Consider the following 24640-nt stretch of genomic DNA (forward strand, 5'->3'; position numbering starts at 1 on the left):
CGTCAGTCCTGATAGGTCGGGACGGGCGGGGCTGGGACCGGCCCTAGAGCGATGAGGTATTGCTGGTACAGCCGTGCCCATGTGCCGTCATTGCGGATGCGCTCCAGCGTGCCGTTGACGAAGCGGACGAGATCGTCGTTGCCCTTGGGAATTCCGATGCCGTAGGGCTCGACGCTGATGCTGGGGCCGACCAACTCGGTGTACGACGAGTCCTGCGTGGCCAGACCCGCGAGGACGGCGTCGTCGGTGCTGATCGCGTCGACTTGGCGCTGCTGCAGTACTACCAAACAGTCGGCCCAGGTGGGCACGGTGAGGATGGTCGCTGCGGGCTGTTCGCGGCGCATGTGGTCCAGCGAGGTGGTGCCGGAAACGATGCACACCCGCCTGCCCGCCAAATCGGCCAGACTTCGGATGCCGGAGTTCTTCACCGCGAGCACGCGCTGATTCGCGTGGAGATAGACGGTGGAGAAGGTGACCTTCTGCCGCCGTTCACAATTGATCGTCATCGTCTTGGCGACGATATCGACGAGGTGATTCTGCAGCGCGGACTCGCGCTCCGCGGACCCGAGACTGCGGTACTCGATCTGCTCCGGACTACCGAACAGATCGCGCGCGACCTCCCTGGCGATATCGGCATCGAACCCGACGATCGTGCCACTCACTGGATCCCGGAAGCTGAAAAGGTTACTGCCGGTATCCAATCCGACCACCAGCCGGCCGCGGGCCCGAATCGCATCGATGGTCGGTCCACGGGCGGCCGCACCCGCCCCGGTGGGCCGCAGACTCGCGGTCGGATCGCCGCATTGCTCGTCGCGTTCCGCTGGAATCGGTGAGTCCGTCGGTATCGAAACGGCCTTGGCGGGCAGCGGCGGTTCGGTGTACTTGGTGGTCTTCGTATCGATCGTGTCCGACCCCCCTGCGCACCCGGCGAGCAGGGCGATTGCGGCGAGCGCGGCGAGTAGCCCGCGCACGCGGTTCACCGGTACTCCCGAAGTCGCGGCCAGATACCGAGGCCGACATAGCCTGCGGCGAGTATTCCCAACACCATCGCGCCCGGTGCCAGGAAGTCCAGTGATCGGGCCGCGCCGGAGATGTTGTCGCGCAACGTATCGCGCGTCGCGTCCAGGCCCAGGCCCAATGCGTCGTCCAGTGATTCCACTTGTGCCGCGGCATCCGCCGAGCCCGGTCCGGTCGCCACCGCCGCCGCTCCGACGAAATCGCCGCGGGCGAGGCTGTCGTTCATGCGCTGATGGGCCGCTCGCCAACGGGTAAGCGCCTCACGGGCCTTCGCGATCTCATCGGCCGCGGGCGCATCGGACGGATAGCCGCTGAGCAGTTCGTTGAGCCTGGTGACGCTGGACTCGTAGGTCCGGTCGTAGTCGCCGGTGGCGTCGCGGCGCACCAGCTTCAGTGTCTCCGCCGAACGCGCCTGCTGGGTCAGGATGCGGCTCTCGGTCAAACGGGAGCTCGGTACCGCGCCGTGGTCGCGGCCACCGATCATCTCCGCGGCCGAGACGGATCCGGCGATCAGCGTCCATGCCAACAGGATCAGCATCCCGATCGAGGCGAGCAGCAGTCCCGGATTGAGTACGCGGTGCCAGCGCTTCGACAAATCGAACTGCGCCCAGACCAGCGCCCCCAGCGCCAGGATCAGCACGCCGATCGCGGACCACGGCGGCTGCACGTGATGCCGCTGGGCCGCGCTCACGGCATCGGAGCGATGGCTCTGCAGCTGTGCGGCCATCGGCAGCAGGACGGTCTGCATCTGATTCGATGCCTCGCTCAAATACGCGGCGCCGACCGGGTACCCGTTGCGATTGTTCGCGCGGGCGGTTTCGACCAGACCAGAGTAGACCGGCAGGCCGGTGGCGATGCCGGTACGCAGTCGGGTATCCGGGTCGTCGTCGGTGGCCTGTCCGGCCGCGTGACCCGATTGCGTCACCAATTCCGCGGACGCCTCGCCCAGCGCCTGGCTGTAGCGATCGCGCACGGTCTCCGGTTCCAGGCCACCCGCGATGAACGCGGTACTCGCCGCGGCGTCCGCGATGGACAGCGAGGTGTAGAGGTGGTGGGAGGAGTTCGCATCCGGCTCGGTGTCGTCGAGCAGGATGTCCAGTGCCTGCTGGCGGTCGCTCACCGTCGCGGCGGTCATCATGCCCGCGGCCAGGCAAAGGCCGATGAGCAGCAGACCGATGGCGATGAGCCGGCCCGGGGTCGATAGCGCGAAGGATCGTAGGTTGGCCGGGTCCAAATGGGCGCGTAGCCCGGCCTCGCGCGGCACGTCCAGCCGCTCGGGCCCGACATCGGCCGTGACCGACGGCGGCCGCGGGGCCGTCGTCGAGTCGAGCGCTGCCATCTCCACCTCCCCGGTTGGTGCGCACATGTGCTCCTACTGGGAGCTTATTGTGGTCTTACCGGCGCCGTGGCGTGTGAAACAACCGCGCAACGGCTAGATGAGGATGGTAACCAGATGCGTGGTGACGGTGACGGTTGGTCACGCGACCCGGACGGATTGCGGCATTGGGGCCGCTTCGGCGCCGCCGGACTTCTGCTGCGCGCCCCGCTCGCGGGCGGCGGTTCCGCGGTGTTGTTGCAGCACCGCGCGCCGTGGAGTCATCAGGGCGGCACCTGGGCGCTGCCCGGCGGCGCCCGCGACAGCCACGAGACCCCTGTGCACGCGGCGGTCCGCGAGGCATGGGAGGAAGCGGGGATCGATCCAGCCGATGTTCGGGTGCGCGGCGAGCGAATCACCGCGACGGCATTGAGCGGCTGGACGTACACCACCGTGGTGGCCGATGCCGTGATGACCCTGCCGACCAGTCGCAACCGGGAGAGCAGTGCGTTGGCCTGGGTTCCCGAGGACGAGGTCGACAGCCATCCGCTGCACCCCGGCTTCGCCGCCTCCTGGCCTGCATTACGCGCGGCCCCGGCGCGCGTCTGCCTCGACGACATCGATGTCGACGACGCCGATACGGTCGCGGCCGTGCTGCCTCGCACCGTCGACCTCGCCGATCAGGGCTTCGTCTGGTTGCACGCGGATCCCGAAGGCCCCGGTGCCTACGCCCGCATCGTCGACGCGGATATTGATGCGACGGATGCCGTGCAGCCAGACGCGAATTCGGAGCTCGCCCCGCCCGATTCGGTCTTGTCGCTCACCCGGGTTCAGGTGCTGTCCTGAAGCTGTGGGGGTTCGTCCGTGTGGGCTTTGCCGAGGGTAGTCGAATGGTGCGCTCGATGAGCCTGAGCCGCGCTGCGAGTGTCAGCGGAGCTGTGCGTTGTGCAGCAGTGCTGTTTTCAGATGGCGGGCTGCCGCTTCCGGATCGCGCGCTTCGGTAATCGCGCGCACTACGACAACGCGCTCGGCGCCCGCCGCCAACAGCTCCGGTAGCCGCTCGGCATCGATGCCGCCGATCGCGAACCACGGCCGGGTGGGGTGGGCGTCGGCGGTGGAACGCACCAGATCCAGACCTGCCGCCTGACGTCCCGGCTTCGTCGGCGTGGCCCATACCGGCCCGGTGCAGAAATAGTCGACATTCTCGTCGATCGCCGCGAGCCCGGCCTGCGCGCGGTTGTTGGTGGAGCGCCCGATCGCCACATCGGGTCCGAGAATGCGTCGGGCGTACCACGGCGGCAGATCGTTCTGTCCGAGGTGCAACACATCGGCACCGGCGGCGAGCGCGATATCGGCACGGTCGTTCACCCCGACCAGTGCGCCGTGCCTGCGGGCCGCGGCCTTCAATTCGGCGAGCGCGCCGATCTCGGCCTTGGCCTCGAGCGGGCCGAACTTCGCCTCACCCGGCGAACCCTTATCCCTGAGCTGAATGATGTCGACACCACCCGCGAACGCGGCCTCGGCGAACCTGGCCAGGTCGCCCTTCTCCCTGCGTGCGTCCGTGCAGAGATACAGCCGGGCGGTAGCCAAACGCTCCCTGGGCGGTAGGGACCGGAACTGGTGGGAGGGTTGCACGTGCTCGACCGTAGTCGCGCTACCGTGGGGATGCGAATAGTGAGGCAGGTGGATCAAATGCGGACTCTGGCCGTCGTCGGTGGCGGCGCCATCGGACTCGCCGCCGCCTGGCGGGCGGCCGAGGCGGGGTGGTCGGTCACCGTATTCGATCCCGCCGTCGGCTCCGGCGCCTCCTGGGTTGCCGGGGGGATGCTCGCACCTCTGTCCGAGGGCTGGCCGGGGGAGGATCTGGTCCTGGAATTCGGCGCCGCCTCGCTGGCCCGCTGGCCCGAATTCGCCGCCCGACTGGAATCGACCACCGGTGTATCGGTATTCGTCGCCGATGAAACCCTGACCGTCGCGCTGGATGGTGCCGATGCCGCCGATCTGCGCACCGTGGCCGAATGGGTTGGTGGCCGAGGCCATGAACTCGAGGTGCTCGACCGAGCCGGGGTGCGTGCGCTGGAACCCGCGCTGGCACGCACGGTGCGCGCCGGTCTGCGCGCCCCCACCGAACCCGCCATCGACAACCGGCGGCTGCTGGATGCACTCCAAAAGGCTTGCGGCACAGTCGGAGTCGAGGTGCGTGCCCGAACGGTCGACTCGGTGGACGCACTGCCGCACGATCAGATCGTGCTCGCCGCGGGCGCGGCATCGTCGCTGCTGTGGCCCGGACTCCCGGTCCGCCCGGTGAAGGGCGAGATCCTGCGGCTGCGCCATCGTCCGGGCGCGACACCCCCGCCGCGGCGCGTGATTCGTGCGCGAGTGCACGGCAGGCAGGTCTACCTGGTCCCGCGCGCGGACGGAATCGTCGTCGGCGCAACACAATACGAGGCGGGCTACGACACGACGGTGACCGTCGCCGGAGTCCGCGATCTGATCGCCGACGCCGAGGCGGTGCTGCCCGGTATCGGCGAATACGAATTGGCCGAGGCCAGTGCCGGATCCAGGCCGGGCACCCCTGACAATCTGCCCTTGATCGGGCGGCTCACCGACCGGGTCGTGGCGGCCACCGGCCACGGCCGCAACGGCATGCTCGCGGTGCCGCTCACCGTGGACGCGGTGCTGGGCCTGCTCGACGGCACACCGCTCGATGACGCGAAAGCCGCCGACCCCCAACGTTTTTCGACGGCGCACCCGCCGTCACTCGCTACATCTGCAGGAGGAGTTCGATGACCTCGGTCCCCATCGGTGTCACCGTGAACGGGCAGGACCACGAATTCGACGGATCCCTCACGGTGCGTGAACTGCTCGATCGTCTCGGGTTGCCGTCCCAGGGCGTCGCGCTCGCGGTGGACGGTGCGGTTTTCCCGAAGTCCCGCTGGGGCGAGCCGGTCGGTCGCGGCTGGAAGATCGAAGTGCTGACGGCGGTTCAGGGTGGCTGACGCACTGGAAACCCCTGACATGCTGGAGATCGCGGGCAAGCGGTTCGGCTCCCGCCTCATCATGGGCACCGGCGGCGCCGAGAACCTCGCCGTGCTGGAGGAAGCGCTGGTCGCCTCGGGCACCGAGCTCACCACGGTCGCCATGCGCCGGGTCGACGCCGTCGGCGGCACCGGTGTCCTCGACCTGCTCAAACGCCTCGAGATCATGCCGCTGCCCAATACCGCGGGCTGCCGGACGGCCGCGGAGGCCGTGCTCACCGCGCAACTGGCCGCGGAGGCACTCGACACCAACTGGGTCAAACTCGAGGTGATCGCCGACGAGCGCACCCTGCTCCCGGATCCGATCGAATTGCTCACCGCCGCAGAGCAATTGGTCGACGCCGGATTCGTCGTGCTGCCGTACACCACCGACGACCCGATCCTGGCCCGCCGCCTCGAGGAGGCGGGCTGCGCCGCCGTCATGCCGCTCGGCGCCCCGATCGGCACCGGACTCGGCATCGGCAATCCGCACAATATCGAGATGATCGTGGCCGCCGCGGGCGTCCCGGTGATCCTCGACGCGGGCATCGGCACCGCGAGCGATGCCGCGCTGGCCATGGAACTCGGCTGCTCGGCCGTGCTGCTGGCCACCGCCGTCACCCGCGCCCAGCAACCCGCCCTCATGGCCGCCGCCATGAAGGACGCCGTCAATGCCGGTCACCTGGCCCGTCGTGCGGGCCGCATTCCCAAACGCTTCTGGGCCCAGGCATCCTCACCGGCGCGTTAACGCAGACATCGGTCAGGGGGATTCCCTGATGCGGCCTGGGGGCCTTCGTCATCCTCGAGGATGATTGAACTCGGCACCATTTAATGACGCGCGTGGCAACGCAATGAGGAAAGCTGGTCACCATGATCGAGCTGAGGGGCCTGACCAAGCATTACGGGCAGACCGTCGCGGTTCAAGATCTCTCCTTCACCGTTCGACCCGGACAGGTGACGGGCTTTCTTGGGCCGAACGGCGCCGGTAAATCCACCACCATGCGGATGATCCTCGGCCTGGACAAGCCCACCGCGGGCACCGCGTTGATCCAGGGCAAGCCGTACCACGAGCTGGACCATCCGCTGCGCGCCGTCGGTGCGCTGCTGGACGCCAAGTGGGTGCATCCGAACCGTTCGGCCCGCGCGCATCTGCAGTGGATGGCCGCCTCCAACGAGATCGCCATGTCCCGCGTGGACGAGGTGCTGCGGCTGGTCGGCCTGTCCGAGGTGGCGGGTAAGAATGCCGGTGGCTTCTCCCTCGGCATGTCGCAGCGGCTCGGCCTGGCTGGGGCGCTGCTCGGCGATCCGCCGGTACTGCTGTTCGACGAGCCCGTGAACGGCTTGGACCCCGAGGGCATTCTGTGGATCCGCCGGTTCATGCAGCGGCTCGCGGCCGAGGGACGGACGGTGCTGGTCTCCAGCCATCTGCTCTCCGAAATGGCCCAGACCGCAGAGCATTTGGTCGTGATCGGACGCGGTCAGCTGATTTCCGATTCGACCACTCAGGAATTCATCGAGCGCGCCTCCGAACAGTCGGTGCGCGTGCGCAGTCCGCAGCTCGAGCAGTTGCGCAGCCTGCTCACCTCCAATGGCATGACCGTCCGCGAGGACGGCACGGGCCAGGACGGCGCCGCATTGGTCGTCGCCGGGGTGACCAGCGACGCGGTCGGCAAGCTGGCCGGTTCGAACGACATCACCCTGTACGAATTGGCACCGCAGCGGGCCTCACTGGAGGAGGCGTTCATGCGGATGACCGGCGGCGCGGTGCAGTACCACGGCGAAGGCTTCGACCCGGCGGGAGCGTCAGGCCCGGAGGCTGCAGCTCGCGTAACCACGCAGGGGCCCGCGGACGCCGCGCCCTACACAGCGATGGGAGGTGCGCTCTGATGGGCGTACTGGCAGCGGAACGTATCAAGCTCACCTCGACCAGGTCGCCGTGGTGGTGCTCGGCGATCGTGGTGGTGCTCGGCCTCGGCTTGGCCGCGCTGTTCGCGGCGGTGGCCCGCTCGTCATCGGGCAAGGAGAATGCGCTCGATCTCACCGTGTCCACGGCGGTCGGCGGGATCAGCGGATTCGGCGTGATGGTCCTGATGATCATGGCCACCTTGACCGTGACCAGCGAATACCGGTTCGGCATCATCCGGACCACCTACCAGGCGACGCCGCATCGCGCCAAGGTGATCGCCACCAAGGCGGGGCTGGTCGGCGGATACGGCGCGGTGCTCACCATCGTGCTGGCCTTCGCTGCCTTCGCGATCGCCAAGGCGATCGGTGGCGATGCGAGCAACAACCTGACACTCTCCGGCGGCGATGCCTGGCGCGAGATCTACGGTATTCCGATCTATGCCCTGCTCAGCGTGATCCTGGCGGTCGGTATCGGTGTGCTGGTCCGGCAGTCGGCCGCGGCGATTTCGCTGATCGTGCTCTGGCCGCTGCTGATCGAGCCGCTGCTCGGCGCTTTCGGCAGCTTCGGGCGCAATGTGCAGCCGTTCCTGCCCTTCGCGAATGCGAGCCACTTCTACAGCGCCTCGGAATCGACGGCGAACTGGCACTGGGGACCGTGGGGCGGCCTGCTCTACTTCGCGGCTTTCGTCGCGATTGTCTTCGGCGGTGCTCTGGTTATGGTCAACCAACGCGATGCATGATTGAACTACCCGAGTTGCCCTCCCTCGCCGCTCGGGTGACGGGTGCCGACCTTGTCGGGAGGTCCGAGCGCCCCGCGCACTGTCCGCCACTGCCCGGCGGACGATGCGAACATCGGCCCGGTGTGTGAATCCCCTTCCACACCGGGCCGGTGTATGTATTCGGGCAATCCAGGCAGGATGTGAACATCCCGAAAACTATGACTGGCACCGCTTCCATCCAGAATCGTTGCTGGCTACTCTCGGAGTCAGCAACCAGTGAGTTACCCATTGGCGGACCCGGCGTAGTGCCCGCTCAGTCTGATCGAGGGGGCGCAGGTGGCGACAATAAGTAACCCGCCGACGGTTGGTCGGCTGAGATACGCTCGGGGCGTGACCGAAACACCTTCCGGCGGTGCTGAGCCGGGGACGGATCCGGAAGACAACGGGGGCGTTCCGTCCGAGGTGACCATACCGTTGGTGCCCGCCGACGAGGACCGATCCGCTCGTCGTCCCGGCTCGGGAATGCGACGCGGGCAGTTCTCCGCCTTGATGAATGCCGCGAACCAGCGGCCAGACTTCATCGGTGTGCTGCGCAGGGCGCGTGAACAGCTGCCTGGTGACCCGTCTTTCGGTGACCCGCTGTCGGTTTCGGGTCCGGGCGGTGCCCGCGCGGTAGCGCGCGCCGCGGATAAGTTGGTCGGCGATACGCCGAGCGCGGCCCGGGAAATCGGGTTCGGCGCACTGCAGGTCTGGCAGGCCATGTTGGAGCGTGTCGGCCGCGGTCGAGGTAGCGAAGAAGTAACTGTGATGTTCACCGATCTGGTGGCGTTCTCCAGTTGGTCGCTCTCGGCGGGCGATGAGGCGACCCTCGAACTGTTGCGCGGGGTTGCCAAGGCCATCGAGCCGCCGATCGCCGATCGCGGCGGTCAGGTGGTCAAGCGCATGGGTGACGGTGTGATGGCCGTGTTCACCTCGGCCGATCGTGCGGTGCGTGCCGCTGTACAGGCGAAACGGAATCTGGCCGACGTCAGTGTGCGCGGTTATCGCCCGCAGATGCGGATCGGCCTGCACACCGGCTCGCCGCGCGAGATCGGCGGCGACTGGCTCGGCGTGGATGTGACGATCGCCGCTCGTGTGATGGAGGCCGGCGGCAATGGCAACACCATGCTTTCGCATGCGACGTTGCAGTCCGTCGAACCGGAGACACTCGACGAACTCGGGTTCTCGGTCAAGCCGTATAGGCGCAGTTTCTTCGCCGCCCCACTGACCGGCGTGCCGGAGGATCTGCGGATCTTCCGCTTGTCGAAGAACTGAGCTGGGTCTAATGGCCGCGCCTTCGGCGCGGCGGGTTCGCGGCCCCCTGGTGTCTCGCGTCCGGCCATTTCGAGCGGCCTGCAAGCAGTCTCGCTCGCGGCGTCGTCGACCGTCGTGCCTGCGGCGCATGCGCTTCGACGGCTCGGACGCGAGACGGGCCGCGAACGGTCGCTTGTAAGGCTCGCTCTGTGGTGGTCGAGTGGGGCTGTGAGTGCCTACATCAACCAGGCGACCGCGCCTGCGGTCGCTAGGGCGGCGAGCACCACGAGGGCGATGGCGAGGGGGCGGGCGGTCTTCCAGGTGGAGTAGGCCCCGCCCAGCAGGAATCCGGCCAGCGCGAACAGGATGACGGACGACATCTGGTCATTCTGCCTCGCGCTTCCATTCGATTAACAAGCACGCGTGCTTGCTTTTTTCTGGGTCAGGTGTGATGCTGGACTCCGGAACGCGGACTCCACCGGCGGCGCAACGCGGCGCGCCGGGACGGTTCGCCGCACAGGAGGGCCTTCCAGCTGATGAGTATGCTGGCCGCCGATCCGGAGCTGATCCGAATCGGCAACTGTTCCGGGTTCTACGGTGATCGGCTCAGCGCCATGCGGGAGATGCTCGAGGGCGGGCAGCTCGATGTGCTCACCGGCGACTATCTCGCCGAGTTGACCATGCTGATCCTCGGCCGCGACCGGATGAAGGATCCCAGCCTCGGCTATGCCAAGACCTTCGTCAGGCAGATCGAGGACTGCCTCGGGCTGGCACTGGAGCGCAATGTTCAGATCGTCACCAATGCGGGTGGCCTCAACCCGGCCGGGCTCGCGGAGAAGTTGCGCAAGGTTGCGGCGGATCTGGGACTGGATGCCAAGGTCGCGCATGTCGAGGGGGACGACCTGCTCAGCCGAGCGGGCGAGCTCGGCCTCGGGTCACCGCTGACCGCGAATGCCTATCTCGGTGCCTGGGGCATCGTCGAATGTTTGAATGCGGGTGCGGATATCGTGGTCACCGGCCGGGTTACCGACGCCTCGGTGATCGTCGGCCCGGCCGCCGCTCATTTCGGTTGGGGACGAACCGATTACGACCAGCTTGCCGGTGCGGTCGTCGCCGGACATGTCATCGAGTGCAGTACGCAGGCCACCGGCGGTAACTTCGCATTCTTCACCGAGCTGGCCGATCTCGGACGGCCTGGTTTCCCGATCGCCGAAGTGCGCAGGGATGGCAGCAGCGTCATCACGAAGCATCAGGGCACGGGTGGTGCGGTCACGGTGGATACCGTTGCGGCACAGCTGATGTACGAGATCCAGGGTGCGCGTTATGCGGGGCCGGATGTCACCACCCGGCTGGATACGATCGAGCTGACTCGGGAAGGTCCGGATCGGGTGCTGATCAGCGGGGTGACCGGTGAAGCGCCGCCGCCGCAGCTCAAGGTTTCGCTCAACACTCTCGGTGGTTTCCGCAATGAGATGGAGTTCGTGCTCACCGGACTCGATATCGAGGCGAAAGCCGAACTGGCGCAACGACAGCTGGAGTCCTGGTTGCCCGTGCGGCCTGCGGAATTGACCTGGACGCTGGCGCGACTCGACCGGCCGGATGCCGAAACCGAGGAGCAGGCAAGCGCTTTGCTGCGCTGCATGGTTCGCGATCCGGATCCGAACAAGGTCGGCCGCTCCTTCTCCAATGTCGCGGTCGAGCTGGCATTGGCCAGTTATCCGGGTGCCAACTTCACCAGCCTGCCCGGCAACGGTTCGCCGTATGGCGTGTACACACCGGGATTCGTCGATGCCGCCGAGGTGCCGCACGCGGCCGTGCTCCCGCAGGGCACTCGCGTCGATATCGCACCCGCATCGGACACGCTGGAATTGGCGGACGTGGCCGAGCCGGAACTGCCGGAGCCATTGCCCGCCAACGAAACTCGCCGGGCACCGCTTGGCACGATTGCGCTGGCCCGCAGCGGCGACAAGGGTGGCAATGCCAATATCGGCGTGTGGGTTCGCACCGATGAGCAGTGGCGCTGGCTGGCGCATACGCTGACGGTGGAGCGGATCAAGCAACTGCTACCCGAGGCCGCGCCGCTGACCGTCACCCGGCACGTACTGCCGAATCTGCGTGCCGTGAACTTCATCATCGAGGGTCTGCTCGGACAGGGTGTGGCCTACCAGGCCCGCTTCGATCCGCAGGCCAAGGGGCTCGGCGAATGGCTGCGCTCGCGTCATGTTGATATCCCATTGGAGTTGCTATGAGTCCGTGGAATACGCCGGAACGGCGCGAATTGCGCGCCACCGTAAGGGGTTTCGCCGAGCGTGAGGTTCTTCCGTACCTCGACGCCTGGGAGCGCGACGGCGAGATCCCGCGCGAACTGCACAAGAAGGCCGGGGCGCTCGGACTGCTCGGCATCCAATTCCCGGAATCCGCAGGCGGTTCCGGTGGTGACGGTATCGACGCCATGATCGTCTGCGAGGAAATGCATCAGGCCGGCTGCTCCGGCGGCCTGTTCGCCTCGCTGTTCACCTGCGGTATCGCGGTGCCGCACATCATCGCCTCGGGCAACGAAGACCTGATCGAACGCTTTGCGCGCCCGACACTGGCCGGGGAGAAGATCGGCTCACTCGCCATTACCGAACCTGGCGGCGGCTCCGATGTCGGCCACCTCACCACCACCGCGCGCCGCGATGGTGACCATTACATCGTCAATGGCGCCAAGACCTATATCACCTCGGGTGTGCGCGCCGATTTCGTGGTGACAGCCGTGCGCACGGGCGGCCCCGGCTCCGGCGGGATTTCGCTGCTGGTGGTGGAGAAGGGCACGCCTGGCTTCACGGTCAGCCGCAAACTCGACAAGATGGGCTGGCTGGCCTCCGATACCGCCGAACTGTCCTATGTGGATGTCCGGGTGCCGGTGGAGAATCTGGTCGGACCGGAGAATTCCGGCTTCTACCAGATCGCCGGCGCCTTCGTCAGCGAGCGGGTCGGGCTCGCGGTACAGGCGTATTCACAGGCCCAGCGCTGCCTGGACCTGACCCTGGACTGGGTGCGCAATCGAGAGACCTTCGGTCGCCCGCTGATCAGCAGGCAGGCCGTGCAGAACACGGTGACCGAAATGGCCCGCCGCATCGACGTGGCCCGCGTCTATACCCGAGATGTGGTGCAGCGCAGCGCCGACGGCGAAACCGATCTGATCGCCGAGGTGTGCTTCGCCAAGAACACCGCCGTGGAGGCGGGGGAATGGGTGGCCAATCAGGCCGTACAGCTGTTCGGCGGCCTCGGCTATATGCGCGAATCCGAGGTCGAGCGGCAGTACCGCGATATCCGCATTCTCGGCATCGGCGGTGGCACAACGGAAATCCTGACCGGACTGGCGGCGAAACGATTGGGGTACCAGTCTTGACGACACTACGCACCACACTCGATACCGCATCGCCGGAGTACACGGCCGCGGCCGAGGCCATGACCGGCAAACTCGCCGAGGTGGAGGCCGAATTCGCCAAGGCCATCGCGGGCGGTGGCCCGGATAAACTGGCCCGGCATCGCAAGCGCGGCAAGTTGACCGCGCGCGAGCGCATCGAACTGCTCATCGACGAGGATTCACCATTCCTCGAACTGTGCCCACTTGCCGCGTGGGGCAGTGACTTCCACGTCGGGGCGAGTGTGGTGTGCGGTATCGGCATTGTCGAGGGTGTCGAATGCATGATCGTCGCGCCGGATCCGACGGTGCGCGGCGGCACCTCGAATCCGTGGACGTTGCGCAAGAACCTGCGCATGAACGACATCGTCATGCAGAACCGGCTACCGGTGATCGGGCTCGTCGAATCCGGCGGCGCGGATCTGCCGACACAGAAGGAAGTCTTCGTGCCGGGTGGACGTATGTTCCGCGACCTCACCAGGGCATCGGCGGCCGGAATCCCCACCATCGCTTTGGTTTTCGGCAATTCCACCGCAGGCGGTGCCTACATTCCGGGCATGTCCGACTACACGGTGATGATCAAGGAGCGCTCCAAGGTATTCCTCGGCGGACCGCCACTGGTCAAGATGGCCACCGGTGAGGAATCCGATGACGAATCGCTCGGCGGCGCGGATATGCACGCGCGCGTCTCGGGTCTGGCCGATTATCTGGCGGTCGACGAGCAGGACGCCATCCGCATCGGCCGCTCGATTATCAAGCGCCTGAACTGGAAGAAGCAGGGGCCGGCGCCGCGCGCCGAGGTGATCGAGCCGCGGTACGACCAGGAGGATCTGCTCGGCATCGTCCCGTCCGATCTGAAGATTCCGTTCGATCCGCGCGAGGTGATCGCCCGCGTCGTCGACGGCTCCGATTTCGATGAATTCAAACCGCTGTACGGCAGCAGTTTGGTCACCGGATGGGCTGAGCTGCACGGCTATCCGGTCGGCATTCTCGCCAATGCGCGCGGCGTGCTGTTCTCGGAGGAGTCGCAGAAGGCGACCCAGTTCATCCAGCTGGCCAACCAGTCGAATACGCCACTGCTGTTCCTGCACAACACCACCGGCTACATGGTCGGCAAGGAGTTCGAGCAGAAGGGCATCATCAAACACGGCGCGATGATGATCAACGCGGTCTCGAATTCGAAGGTGCCGCATATCTCGCTGCTGATGGGCGCGTCCTACGGTGCGGGCCATTACGGCATGTGCGGTCGCGCCTACGATCCACGGTTCGTATTCGCTTGGCCCAGTGCGAAATCCGCCGTCATGGGCGGCGCGCAGCTGGCCGGTGTGATCTCGATCGTGGGCCGGGCGGCCGCCGAGTCCAAGGGCATTCCGTTCAACGAGGAGGCCGATGCCGGGATGCGCGCGATGGTCGAGGCGCAGATCGAGGCCGAGTCGCTGCCGATGTTCATGTCGGGGCGGCTGTACGACGACGGCGTGATCGACCCCCGTGATACCCGCACGGTATTGGGAATGGCGTTGTCGGCCATTCACAGTGCCCCAGTCAAGGGCGCCGATGGCTTCGGCGTCTTCCGGATGTGAGGGCCACGATGTCTATCACGAATGTTCTGGTCGCCAACCGCGGTGAGATCGCGCGCCGGGTTTTCGCCACCTGCCGTCGCATGGGTATCGGCACGGTTGCGGTCTACTCCGATGCTGATGCCGCGGCACCGCACGTCGCCGAAGCCGATGCGGCGGTGCGTCTTCCGGGCAATACCCCGGCGGAGACCTATCTGCGCGGCGAGCTGATCATCGAGGCTGCCCTGGCCACCGGTGCCGATGCCATCCACCCCGGTTACGGATTCCTTTCCGAGAACGCGGAATTCGCACAGGCGGTACTGGCGGCCGGACTGGTATGGATCGGCCCGCCGGTCGAGGCCATCGAGCAGATGGGTTCGAAGGTCGCTGCCAAGAAGATGATGGACGCGGCCGGAGTCCCGGTACTCGCCGAACTCGATTCCGACGAGGTCACCGCGGCGCAGCTGCCGGTGCTGATCAAGGCCTCCGCCGGTGGTGGCGGGCGCGGCATGCGGGTGGTGCGCGAACTCGCCGATCTGGAACCGCAGATCGCCGCTGCGCGCCGGGAAGCGGAATCGGCATTCGGCGATCCGACGGTGTTCTGCGAGCGGTACCTGGAGACCGGAAGGCATATCGAGGTCCAGGTCATGGCCGATAACCATGGCACCATCTGGGCCGTCGGCGAGCGGGAATGCTCCATTCAGCGCCGCCATCAGAAGGTGGTCGAGGAGGCGCCGTCCCCGCTGGTCGAGCGGATCGACGCCATGCGCGCGTCAGGCCCGGAGGCGGTAGCGGAGCGTGACCACGCGGGGCCCGCGCGCACGGCCGATGGACAGAGCATGCGCGAGCGGCTGTTCGAGGCGGCCAAGCTGGCGGCCGGTGCGATCGGCTACACCGGTGCCGGGACCGTGGAATTCCTCGCCGACGAGGCGGGCGACTTCTTCTTCCTGGAGATGAATACCCGGCTGCAGGTGGAACATCCGGTCACCGAATGCACGACCGGACTGGATCTGGTGCGGACTCAGCTGGAGGTCGCGGCGGGCGGTGAGTTGGCTGCTGCGCCGCCGCCGCTGCGTGGGCATTCGATCGAGGTGCGGCTGTACGCCGAAGATCCCGCGAATGAGTGGCAGCCGCAGAGCGGGACGGTGCACCGACTCGATATCCCTTCGGTGGTAACCGAATTCGATGTTCTCGATCGACCGGGCGTACGTCTGGATACCGGTGTGGTGGACGGTTCGGTCGTCGGTGTGCACTACGACCCGATGCTCGCGAAGGTCATCTCCTACGCCGAGACTCGTGGCGATGCGGCACGGTTGTTGGCAACGGCCTTGCAGCGGGCCAAGATTCACGGTCTGGTGACGAACCGCGATCTGCTGGTGCGGGTGCTGCGGCATCCCGCATTCCTGGCCGGAGACACCGATACCGCATTCTTCGAAACGCACGGATTGGATTCGCTCTCCGCGCCTTTGGCGAACGAGGCCGATGAGGCATTGTCCATTGTCGCCGCCGCACTCGCGGATGCCGCGGGGAACCGGAAGGCGGCCAGGGTCGGTGGCGGGCTGCCCGCGGGCTGGCGGAATCTGCCGTCGCAGTCGCAGCACAAATCGTACGAAAGTCGCACCAGCGGCACACATGACATCGGTTACCGCTTCAACCGAACCGGTGTCGCCGTGGACGGTCACGATGGACTCGAATTGGTGCAGGCGGAGTCCGAGCGTGTGGTCCTTGCGGTTCCGGGTGAACGCGGCCTGGTGCGTAGGCAATTCGATATCGCCCGCTATGGCGAGCTGGTCTGTGTGGATTCCCCGCTCGGGCCGGTATCGGTACGCAGACTGCCGCGCTTCAGCGATCCGGCCGATCAGGTCGCGCACGGTTCACTGCTCGCGCCCATGCCGGGCAGCGTGATTCGCATCGGCGCCGAGGTCGGCAGCGCCGTCGAACAGGGGCAGCCGATTCTGTGGCTGGAGGCAATGAAGATGGAGCACACCATCTCCGCGCCCGCCGCCGGCGTGCTCAGCGCCGTCAATGTCACCGTCGGCCAGCAGGTCGATGTCGGCGCCGTGCTCGCCGTCGTCGATCCCACCGAATCCCAGGAGAACTCATGAGTTTTATCGAAACCGAAGAGCAGAAGGCGCTGCGGGCCGCGGTCGCCGGGCTCGCCGCGAAGTACAGCTTCCGCGATTACGTGCTACCGAAGGCGCGCAAGAACGAACCGCTCACCGAATTATGGGATGAGGCAGGCAAACTCGGCTTCCTCGGCGTGAATCTGCCGGAGGAATTCGGTGGCGGTGGCGCGGGCATGTACGAGCTCGCGCTGGTCATGGAGGAGCTGTCCGCGCAGGGCGCGGGCCTGCTGCTGATGGTGGTCTCACCGGCCATCTGCGGCACCATCATCACCAAATTCGGCACCGACGAGCAGAAGCAGCAGTGGCTGCCCCAACTCGCCGATGGCACCGCCAAGATGGTCTTCGGCATTACCGAACCCGACGCTGGTTCGAACTCGCACCAGATCACCACCACCGCACGTCGCGACGGTGACGACTGGATCCTCAACGGCCGCAAGATCTTCATTTCCGGCGTGGACCAGGCCGAGGCAGTGCTCATCGTGTCGCGTACCGAGGACCACAAGACCGGCAAGCTCAAGCCCGCGCTGTTCATCGTGCCCACCGATGCCCCCGGCTTCGTCAAGACACCGCAGGAAATGGACATCATCGAGCCGGACCACCAGTTCACGCTGTTCCTCGATGACGTACGCCTGCCGTCGGATGCCTTGGTGGGCAAGGAAGATGCCGCGCTCATGCAGCTGTTCGCGGGCCTCAACCCGGAGCGCATCATGGGCGCGGCCATGGCCGTCGGCATGGGGCGCTACGCCATCGACCGTGCCGTCGAATACGCCAAGGAACGCACGGTGTGGAAGACGCCGATCGGCGCGCACCAAGGCATTTCGCATCCGCTCGCCGCAGTGAAGGTCGAGGTGGAGTTGGCCCGGCTGATGATGCAGAAGGCCGCGACACTCTACGACGCGGGTGACGAGATGGGTGCGGCCGAGGCCGCGAATATGGCGAAATACGCTGCGGCGGAAGCGAGTATCAAGGCGCTCGATCAGGCCATCCAGACCCACGGCGGCGCGGGCCTCACCAAGGAGTACGGCCTGGCCGCCATGCTCGCGGCAGCCCGCATCGGTCGGATCGCCCCGGTCAGCCGCGAGATGGTCCTGAATTTCGTCGCCCAGTACTCGCTGGGCCTGCCGAAGTCCTACTGACACCCCGCCCTTGTCGCCCGCTGCGACGAGGATCGGGCCGGATGCCGCAACAGGAGGGTCGATGACCGAGATATCCACCGCACCGTATGTGCGCTACGAGGTCAGCAATGGATTCGCCACGCTGACCCTGGATTCGCCGCACAACCGAAACGCGCTGTCGTCGCGGTTGGTCGCCGAGCTGCTGCAGGGCCTCGACGATGCCGCGGCGGATCCCGCCGTTCGCGGCATCGTGCTCGCGCACACCGGCAATACCTTCTGTGCGGGCGCGGACCTCACCGAGGCCAGCAATGCCGATCCGGCGGTGGCCGCCGATGAGCGCACCCGGGTGATGATCGGCGTGCTGCGCAGACTCGTCGAAACGCCGAAGCCGATCATTGCGCAGATCGACGGCAATGTGCGCGCGGGTGGCATGGGCATCGTCGCGGCATGTGACATCGTCGTCGCCGGTCCCGGCAGCAGCTTCGCACTCACCGAGGTGCGAATCGGGTTGGCGCCGTTCATGATTTCGCTGACCCTGCTGCCGCGGCTCAGCCCGCGCGCGGCCAGTCGCTACTACCTCACCGGCGAGAAGTTCGGCGCGGATATCGCCGAGCAGATCGGTCTGGTCACTATCACCGCCGACGATCCGGCGGCCGAGGTGGCCCGGCTGTGTGCGGAGCTGCGCAAGGGCTCCCCGCAGGGTCTCGCCGAGGCCAAGCGACTGGTCAACGCGGGCATCCTGGCGGAGTTCGACAGCTCCGCCGAGGAGCTCGCCACCCGCTCGGCGAGCTTCTTCGGCACATCCGAGGTGCATGAGGGCATGCTGGCCTTCCTGCAGCGCCGTCCACCGAGCTGGGCAGAATAGCGCCATGGCCACACCCCACGAACCCAAGCAGGACCGCAGCCGAGCCACCCGGCAGCGCCTGCTCGAGGCGACCATCGACTGCCTGGCCGAAATGGGCTGGGCCGCGGCCACCGTCTCGGTCGTCGCGGAACGGGCCGGGGTGTCACGGGGCGCTGCCCAACATCACTTCCCGACCAGGGAAGACCTGATCACCGCCGCGCTCGAGTACATGTTCGACAGCCGCACCCAGCAGGCCAAGGACGAGGCGAAGGCGGTGGCCGTGCTGGCCGATGGCGTCGAGCGCACCGAGGCGGTGGTGGCCGGGTTGGTCGAGTCCTACACCAGCCCGCTGTTCAAGGCGGCGCTGCAGGTGTGGACGCATGCGGCCGCCGATCCGGCGCTGCGGGAGCGAATTGTGCCGCTGGAGGCCAAGTTCGGGCGCATTTCGCATCGGCGGGCCGTAGAGGCGTTGGGCGTGGACGACGGTGATCCGGTCACCCATCACCTCGTTCAGGCGACGCTCGATATGGCGCGCGGACTCGGGTTGGCCGATGTCCTGACCGATGACTCGGCCCGCCGCAAGCAGATCGTGTCGCAGTGGGCGGCCACGCTGCACGCCGCACTACACCCCCCATCGCCCTGACGCCCCCGGGTGGACCGCTCGAGCCGCAACATGATTCTCCGGGTGGTGGAGACCGATTGGTGACACGACCGGCCGCATGAGGAGAATTCTCGGGGGCTGGTCGCCGTGCCTGTCGTGCCGGCGGCCGTGGCGGGTACCGCTGTCGCGCGACCAGAGACCACCACGACACCGGGCGTGCCACTGACGACGCCCGCGGTGTCCACGCCATCGGTGGGTTGGTCGACTCAGCCGTACACGACCGTCATCACCGGTGGGTTGGCGGTGGTGGTCGCTTCGATCGCATTGGCAGGGGTGTGGTGGCGCAGTACAGCGGAATGTCTTTCGCTGCTTCCTCGAGAGCGTCCATCGCCCGCTCGAGCAGGTGCCCGGACTCGGCGCTGGCCCGTCCTCCCCGTCCACGTTCACCGCCGTCGCGGCGGCCTGCGTCATCGCGGACAATGCCGCGACCAGCATCTGCACCTTCTGCATCTCCCGATCGCCGTCGTCGAGCGGAACGATCATGCCGAAATTGCCCAGCAACTCGACAATCCCCTCCGGGGTCATCGCACCGGTGTACGGATGCTTCTCCCGATCGATCATGCCGCGTGCCCGCCATCGCCTTCCGTCTGCTCGCTCACCAGGTCCCGGCGAAGCGTAGTGCCGAACACGAGTACGAGGCAGACCAATGTTCGAAGTCTGTTCAGTCGCAATCGAACTCGCACGTCGGCACCGACACGACTTCGAACATCGACAGCGGCAAGCACTTCCCGAGGCTGCGTCTCGAAACCTTGGTTATCGAGATCCGACATACGGGGGAGTGTCGCACCAGGCACCGACACGCAGCAGGGGCGACAAGCTCACGCCTGGGTGTCCAGTTTCCCAATAGCTACTGGCCGAAATCCGAAAGCGGACAAAGACGGACGCGAGATGCATTGCCGAAGTGTCGCCACTGGAGGGTTACTGGTGTGAGCGGCATCACAAACGACCAGGCCTGTGCTGCTGGGGGAGAACCCTCTTCGCTGATCAATGATTAGAAGGTAAGCAAATGGCACCTGTTATCACCTCGCTGAACCCCTCTTCCGGCCCTCCAGCGGGTTTCAACACAGTAGTCATCACCGGCTCCGGATTCAGCAATGTCGGCCCCTTGGGGGTCCGATTCGGTACGACGGCAACGACATTCACCATCGACTCCAACACCCAGATCACGGCCATCGCCCCGCCGGGAACCGGCACGGTGAACGTCACCGTACAGGCACTGCTGGACGGCACGAGCAACCCGCTGCCCTACACCTATGGTGCGGTTGTTCCTACCTTGACCAGCATCAGTCCGGTTTCGGGGTCGGCGGCCGGTGGGACGACGGTCGTGCTGACCGGGACGAACTTGACCGGAGCCACCGCAGTGAGTTTCGGTGGGACACCGGCAACTTCGTTCACGGTCAACTCCTCGACGCAGATCACGGCGGTGACCCCAGCCCATTCAGCTGGGACGGTGGCGGTCACCGTCACCACCGCTGGTGGCACCAGCAACAGTGTCGCGTTCACCTATGTCGCGGTGCCCACTCTCACCAGCGTCGCTCCGACCTCGGGCCCGCCGAGCGGTGGGACAGTGGTAGTGCTCACCGGGACGGGCTTGACCGGTGCGACCGCAGTGAGTTTCGGTGGGACCCCGGCGATCCTGTTCACCGTCAACTCCGCCACTCAGATCACCGTGCTGGCCCCGCCGCATGTGGCTGGGACGGTGCAGGTTACCGTCACCACCCCCGGCGGGACCAGCAACGGTGTCGCGTTCACCTATGTCGCGGTGCCCACTCTCACCAGCGTCGCTCCGACCTCGGGCCCGCCGAGCGGCGGGACAGTGGTAGTGCTCACCGGGACGGGCTTGACCGGTGCGACCGCAGTGAGTTTCGGTGGGACCCCGGCGATCCTGTTCGCGGTCAACTCCGACACCCAGATAACCGTGCTGACCCCGCCGCATGTGGCTGGGACGGTGCAGGTTACCGTCACCACCCCCGGCGGGACCAGCAACGGTGTCGCGTTCACCTATATCGCGGTGCCCACCCTCATCGCCATCGTCCCGAACGCGGGCCCGCCAAGCGGTGGGCAAGTGGCAGTGCTCACCGGGACGGGCCTGACCGGTGCGACCGCAGTGAGTTTCGGCGGGACCCCGGCGACCCTGTTCGCGGTCAACTCCGACACCCAGATAACCGTGCTGACCCCGCCCCATGTGGCTGGGACGGTGCAGGTTACCGTCACCACCCCCGGCGGGACCAGCAACGGTGTCGCCTACACCTATGTTTCGGGTCTGTTGCCGGTCAATTTGGGCACAGCCTCGACGTTCGCGGTGCTGGGCGCCACGACAGTCACCAACACCGGGGCCACGGCTATCACCGGTGACCTGGGTGTCAGCCCGGGCACCGCAGTGACCGGATTCCCACCGGGAACGGTGACCAGCGGAGCGATCCATGCCGGGGACGCGGTCGCGGCGCAGGCACACACCGATTTACAGAATGCCTACACCGACGCGGCGGGCCGGACGCCCACCGCTGTCGTGACCACCGATCTCGCGGGACAAACCCTGACCTCCGGGGTGTACCACGCAGTTGCCGGGATCGGCCTCAACGGCACCGTCACCCTCGACGGGCAAGGCAATCCGAACGCGGTGTTCATCTTCCAGGCCGGGACGACACTGATCACCGGGGCGGGCAGCGTCGTGAACCTCATCAACGGTGCCACCCCGAACAACGTGTTCTGGCAAGTCGGTAGCTCGGCCACACTGGGCGCCGGCACCAACTTCGCCGGAAACATCCTGGCCTTCACCTCGGTCACGGTGACAACCGGCACCACCTCGAACGGGGATATCCTGGCCCTCAACGGCGCGATCACCCTGGACACCAACACCATCACTCGAAGCTGAGCCCCAACACACCGAAAGGATTCGACCCTGTCCGCGCGCCTTCGGCGCGCGGACAGGGTCGAATCGGGTGTGGGTAGCCGCTGGTCTGCCCACCCTTTTCCGCTGTGGCTCATGGTCGAAAGGGGCCTCGTAGTATCAGCGAGGAAACAACAGATATGCCTACAAGGGCCGCAAACCGTCACCGTTTCTGACCACGGGTAGCACCTCTTTGTCAGAAGCGACGGCTCGAGCGTTCATGAGACACCCAGCTAGTCCTCTGTCGGCCCCTTGGCCGGTGACACCTGTTGGAACCAGGCGGCTGTCTCATCCGCGGTGAGCACCCGCTCCAGCGTCAGGTCGCCGACCATATGCGGAAAGAAGCGTCCCGCCGGCCAAGTGCGTTGGTACGGAGGCGGATCCAGCACCAGCAGCCGAGTGCCGTCGACGATCGGAATATCGGAAGGCGTGCCCTCGTTCCAGATCCAGCCGCCGTCCGGCGCGACCAGGTTGAACGATCCGGTGGTGTGCACCATGCCGGGCATATCGCGGCACATGGCGACCGCTTCCGCCGCCGGTGCCTCACCCGGAATATGTCCGCCGCCGATGAGGGCGTCGGCGAGCAGGGTGTGCAATTGGAAGTTGTCGCCGATGCCGGTCATGCGCAGGACGTAGCCGGTGCCGGTCTCACGGTGCAGCACGACGACCGGCTCGTCGTCCAGCACGATCAGCGCGTAGCCGAGGCATTTGTCCCACCGGTCGGAGATTTCGCCGAGTGCGTCGTGCCGCTCCCGGATGATCTCGCGACCCGATTGTCCGAACTTCTGTCGAACAGCCTTGTGCTGCAACATGGCCAGACCCGCGCGGTTCCAGAGGTCCAGCGTCCACCACGCCAGCGTCTGGTTGAATCCGAAGACCTCGAACAGATCCGGATCCAGCTCGAACTGTTCGGGGTCGGGTACGTCGACGCCATCGGCCGCCGCCGTCCACTTCTCGGCGAATTCCTTTGCGCCGTCGAGTGTTATCGCGAGATTCGCCAGCACGCGGGGAGCGCAAGCCACGGGATCCGCACCACCCTCGACGCACGCGCCGATGAGGACCGCGATATTCGCTCGCGGTCCCGTCGGCACATCGGGCAGCAGTTCGGCGAGTCGCTTCCCGCCCTGCGCGAGCTCTTCCGGAGTCGCCGATTCGTAGAGGCGATGCAGCTCCGTATGAGCCTGTTGCTGAGCCTGCGAGTCCTGCGCGTGCACCGCGCTCTCGAAATCGAGTACGGCGTCGATGAACCGATCGGTGGTCGAACTCATACCCGCACGCTAACAGCTTGCCACTAAGGGGAATTCGGCGTCAGCACAGCCCTGCCTGCTGCATGTGGCCCTCGTCGACCGCGTAGGAGGTGGAACCGATGAGGACGCCGAGGAGCCCGCCGATGACCAGTCCCGGAATCGCGCCGACGAAGAAAAGGGGCAGGCCCGCGATGCCGCCGATGGTGGCGCCGAGCAGACCGCCGACCAGTGTCCTGACTTCGATGGTGTCGCCGGGTGCCAGGCACTGCCCGATGAGGTCGGCCTGCGGGGTCGGCTCGGCTGCCGCGGCGATCGGTGCGGTCGCGATCGGTGCGGTCGGCTCCGGCGCTTCGCCCGGTGCGGCCGATGCGGTCGACGCGAAGCCGACGGTGAGCGCGATGGCGACGAGTGCGCCGATGACGGTTAGGACGAATCTCGAAATGCTTCTCACGGTTTTCCTGATGGTCGGAGTTGGCGCAACTGGCTCATCATTCCCGGAGTTCGCGGCATGCGAAAGGGTTTCGGATGAATGCCGCATTAAGAGGATTTCGAGGAAGCAGGTAAAGGGATCTCGAGGAACGGTCGCAACCGGCATGTCACACTCGTGCGCACTGCGTCGTCCTCACTGTGAAAGCGGAACAGCGCAGCGGAAAACAGGAGCGGGAAACATGTCGAGTATCAAGAAGATCGCTGATCCCTTCGAGCGACCTGCAAGCAGTCGCTACGGAGTGGCCGGAGCGACCGGACGGCTGGGCCGCCATGTCGTGGACGTGCTGACCGAGCAGGGGCACGAGGTCGTCGCATTCTCCCGGGCCAACGGGGTGGATATCGAGACCGGTGTCGGGCTCGTGGAAGCGCTCGACGGGGTGGATGTCGTCATCGACGCGTCGAGCACGCCGTCCGCGGACCAGACCATCGCGACCGAATTCTTCCGGGCCGCAGCGCGCAACCTGCACGAGGCGGGGCAGAAGGCCGGTGTCGAGCGGCTGGTCGTGGTGTCCATCATCGGCATCGATGGATCGCTCGCCGGATACAACGCCGCGAAGCTGGCGCATGAGGCCGCGCTGCTGGAAGGACCGCTGCCGGTGCAGATTCTGCGGGCCGCGCAGTTCCACGAGCTGGTCGAGGTGATGGTGCAGTGGGGGACCCAGGGCGAGGTCGCCTACCTGCCGAAGATGCGCACCCAGTTGGTCGCGGCGCGTGCGGTGGCCGAGGCGCTGGTGGAATTGGCGGTGCATCCGTTGCCGGAGTCGCTCGACGGCCCGTTCCCCGAGATCGCGGGGCCGCAGCCGGAGACCATGGCGGGTGCGGCAGGTCTGATCGCGGCAAAGCTCGGTGCGCCTGCCCAGGTGATCGAGTCGAGTGATCCGGCGAACCCCGATCGTGAGCAGTTCGAGAACGGCGGGCTGCTGCCGGGTGCGCACGCGAAGTTGGCGGGGCCGACGTTCGCCGAGTGGCTCGAAGCCACGTACGCCTGACCCACAACGCAATTCGCCCGGAGCACACGCACCGGGCGAATTGCGTTG

At 66.5% G+C, this 24640-nt stretch carries 22 protein-coding genes; 16 read left to right on the forward strand and 6 right to left on the reverse strand.

What is annotated here, in order from left to right:
• Positions 1 to 2: 2 nt before the first annotated feature.
• Entirely contained in the window at positions 3 to 980 is a 978-nt protein-coding gene (locus ACIBW7_RS24545; RefSeq protein WP_397050049.1) for a glutamate ABC transporter substrate-binding protein, read from the reverse strand.
• Positions 977 to 2356 (reverse strand): hypothetical protein, encoded by a 1380-nt coding sequence (locus tag ACIBW7_RS24550; RefSeq protein ID WP_397050051.1) that lies wholly within the window; start codon positions 2354 to 2356, stop codon positions 977 to 979. Before ACIBW7_RS24550 ends, ACIBW7_RS24545 begins: the two co-directional genes overlap by 4 nt.
• Positions 2357 to 2470: 114 nt before the next feature.
• On the opposite strand from ACIBW7_RS24550, the gene ACIBW7_RS24555 reads away from it, so the two are divergent.
• Entirely contained in the window at positions 2471 to 3178 is a 708-nt protein-coding gene (locus tag ACIBW7_RS24555) for an NUDIX hydrolase (RefSeq protein WP_397050053.1), read from the forward strand.
• Positions 3179 to 3259: 81 nt separating this feature from the next.
• Here the strand turns inward: ACIBW7_RS24555 and thiE are convergent, their stop codons facing one another.
• The gene (gene thiE / locus ACIBW7_RS24560) at positions 3260 to 3967 is read right to left on the reverse strand and encodes a thiamine phosphate synthase (RefSeq protein ID WP_397050055.1); all 708 of its coding nucleotides are present in this window, start codon (positions 3965 to 3967) and stop codon (positions 3260 to 3262) included.
• Positions 3968 to 4024: 57 nt separating this feature from the next.
• Between thiE and thiO the strand changes: the two genes are divergently transcribed.
• The 6 genes from thiO (at position 4025) to ACIBW7_RS24590 (ending at position 9287) form a co-directional block, all read left to right on the forward strand.
• On the forward strand, positions 4025 to 5122 hold the full coding sequence (thiO, locus tag ACIBW7_RS24565) for a glycine oxidase ThiO (RefSeq protein WP_397050057.1): 1098 nt from the start codon (positions 4025 to 4027) through the stop codon (positions 5120 to 5122).
• A complete protein-coding gene (gene thiS, locus ACIBW7_RS24570) occupies positions 5119 to 5331 on the forward strand; it encodes a sulfur carrier protein ThiS (RefSeq protein WP_397050059.1) in 213 nt (70 codons plus the stop codon). Before thiO ends, thiS begins: the two co-directional genes overlap by 4 nt.
• Before the next feature lie 19 nt (positions 5332 to 5350).
• A complete protein-coding gene (locus ACIBW7_RS24575) occupies positions 5351 to 6097 on the forward strand; it encodes a thiazole synthase (protein WP_397050773.1) in 747 nt (248 codons plus the stop codon).
• Between the two features lie 122 nt (positions 6098 to 6219).
• Entirely contained in the window at positions 6220 to 7236 is a 1017-nt protein-coding gene (locus tag ACIBW7_RS24580) for an ABC transporter ATP-binding protein (protein WP_397050061.1), read from the forward strand.
• Positions 7236 to 7994: an ABC transporter permease gene (locus ACIBW7_RS24585; protein WP_397050063.1), complete on the forward strand. Its 759-nt coding sequence runs from the start codon at positions 7236 to 7238 to the stop codon at positions 7992 to 7994. Before ACIBW7_RS24580 ends, ACIBW7_RS24585 begins: the two co-directional genes overlap by 1 nt.
• Positions 7995 to 8495: 501 nt before the next feature.
• Positions 8496 to 9287: an adenylate/guanylate cyclase domain-containing protein gene (locus tag ACIBW7_RS24590; RefSeq protein WP_397050775.1), complete on the forward strand. Its 792-nt coding sequence runs from the start codon at positions 8496 to 8498 to the stop codon at positions 9285 to 9287.
• A 215-nt stretch (positions 9288 to 9502) separates the two neighbouring features.
• On the opposite strand, the gene ACIBW7_RS24595 is transcribed toward ACIBW7_RS24590, so the two are convergent.
• Positions 9503 to 9646, reverse strand: coding sequence for a hypothetical protein (locus ACIBW7_RS24595; RefSeq protein ID WP_397050065.1), 144 nt, complete (start codon positions 9644 to 9646; stop codon positions 9503 to 9505).
• A gap of 156 nt (positions 9647 to 9802) precedes the next feature.
• Between ACIBW7_RS24595 and ACIBW7_RS24600 the strand changes: the two genes are divergently transcribed.
• From ACIBW7_RS24600 to ACIBW7_RS24635, 8 genes are all read left to right on the forward strand, one after another.
• Entirely contained in the window at positions 9803 to 11515 is a 1713-nt protein-coding gene (locus ACIBW7_RS24600) for an acyclic terpene utilization AtuA family protein (RefSeq protein WP_397050067.1), read from the forward strand.
• Positions 11512 to 12660: an acyl-CoA dehydrogenase family protein gene (locus tag ACIBW7_RS24605; protein ID WP_397050069.1), complete on the forward strand. Its 1149-nt coding sequence runs from the start codon at positions 11512 to 11514 to the stop codon at positions 12658 to 12660. The genes ACIBW7_RS24600 and ACIBW7_RS24605 overlap by 4 nt, the downstream gene beginning before the upstream one ends.
• Positions 12657 to 14255, forward strand: a complete 1599-nt coding sequence (locus ACIBW7_RS24610) for an acyl-CoA carboxylase subunit beta (RefSeq protein WP_397050071.1) — start codon at positions 12657 to 12659, stop codon at positions 14253 to 14255. The genes ACIBW7_RS24605 and ACIBW7_RS24610 overlap by 4 nt, the downstream gene beginning before the upstream one ends.
• A gap of 8 nt (positions 14256 to 14263) precedes the next feature.
• Complete coding sequence (locus ACIBW7_RS24615; RefSeq protein WP_397050073.1) at positions 14264 to 16336, forward strand: acetyl/propionyl/methylcrotonyl-CoA carboxylase subunit alpha; 2073 nt, start codon at positions 14264 to 14266, stop codon at positions 16334 to 16336.
• A complete protein-coding gene (locus tag ACIBW7_RS24620; RefSeq protein WP_397050075.1) occupies positions 16333 to 17493 on the forward strand; it encodes an acyl-CoA dehydrogenase family protein in 1161 nt (386 codons plus the stop codon). Before ACIBW7_RS24615 ends, ACIBW7_RS24620 begins: the two co-directional genes overlap by 4 nt.
• Before the next feature lie 61 nt (positions 17494 to 17554).
• Positions 17555 to 18337: an enoyl-CoA hydratase family protein gene (locus tag ACIBW7_RS24625; RefSeq protein WP_397050077.1), complete on the forward strand. Its 783-nt coding sequence runs from the start codon at positions 17555 to 17557 to the stop codon at positions 18335 to 18337.
• Between the two features lie 4 nt (positions 18338 to 18341).
• Positions 18342 to 18959 (forward strand): TetR/AcrR family transcriptional regulator, encoded by a 618-nt coding sequence (locus ACIBW7_RS24630; RefSeq protein ID WP_397050079.1) that lies wholly within the window; start codon positions 18342 to 18344, stop codon positions 18957 to 18959.
• Between the two features lie 1024 nt (positions 18960 to 19983).
• Entirely contained in the window at positions 19984 to 21852 is a 1869-nt protein-coding gene (locus tag ACIBW7_RS24635) for an IPT/TIG domain-containing protein (RefSeq protein ID WP_397050081.1), read from the forward strand.
• A gap of 248 nt (positions 21853 to 22100) precedes the next feature.
• Here ACIBW7_RS24635 and ACIBW7_RS24640 read toward each other — a convergent pair whose 3' ends face one another.
• Complete coding sequence (locus tag ACIBW7_RS24640) at positions 22101 to 23135, reverse strand: hypothetical protein (protein WP_397050083.1); 1035 nt, start codon at positions 23133 to 23135, stop codon at positions 22101 to 22103.
• Positions 23136 to 23175: 40 nt separating this feature from the next.
• Positions 23176 to 23565: a hypothetical protein gene (locus ACIBW7_RS24645; RefSeq protein WP_397050085.1), complete on the reverse strand. Its 390-nt coding sequence runs from the start codon at positions 23563 to 23565 to the stop codon at positions 23176 to 23178.
• A 217-nt stretch (positions 23566 to 23782) separates the two neighbouring features.
• On the opposite strand from ACIBW7_RS24645, the gene ACIBW7_RS24650 reads away from it, so the two are divergent.
• Complete coding sequence (locus tag ACIBW7_RS24650) at positions 23783 to 24592, forward strand: SDR family oxidoreductase (protein ID WP_397050087.1); 810 nt, start codon at positions 23783 to 23785, stop codon at positions 24590 to 24592.
• Positions 24593 to 24640 lie beyond the last annotated feature (48 nt).

The sequence above is a fragment of the Nocardia sp. NPDC049526 genome (assembly GCF_044465765.1).
GTDB lineage: Bacteria > Actinomycetota > Actinomycetes > Mycobacteriales > Mycobacteriaceae > Nocardia.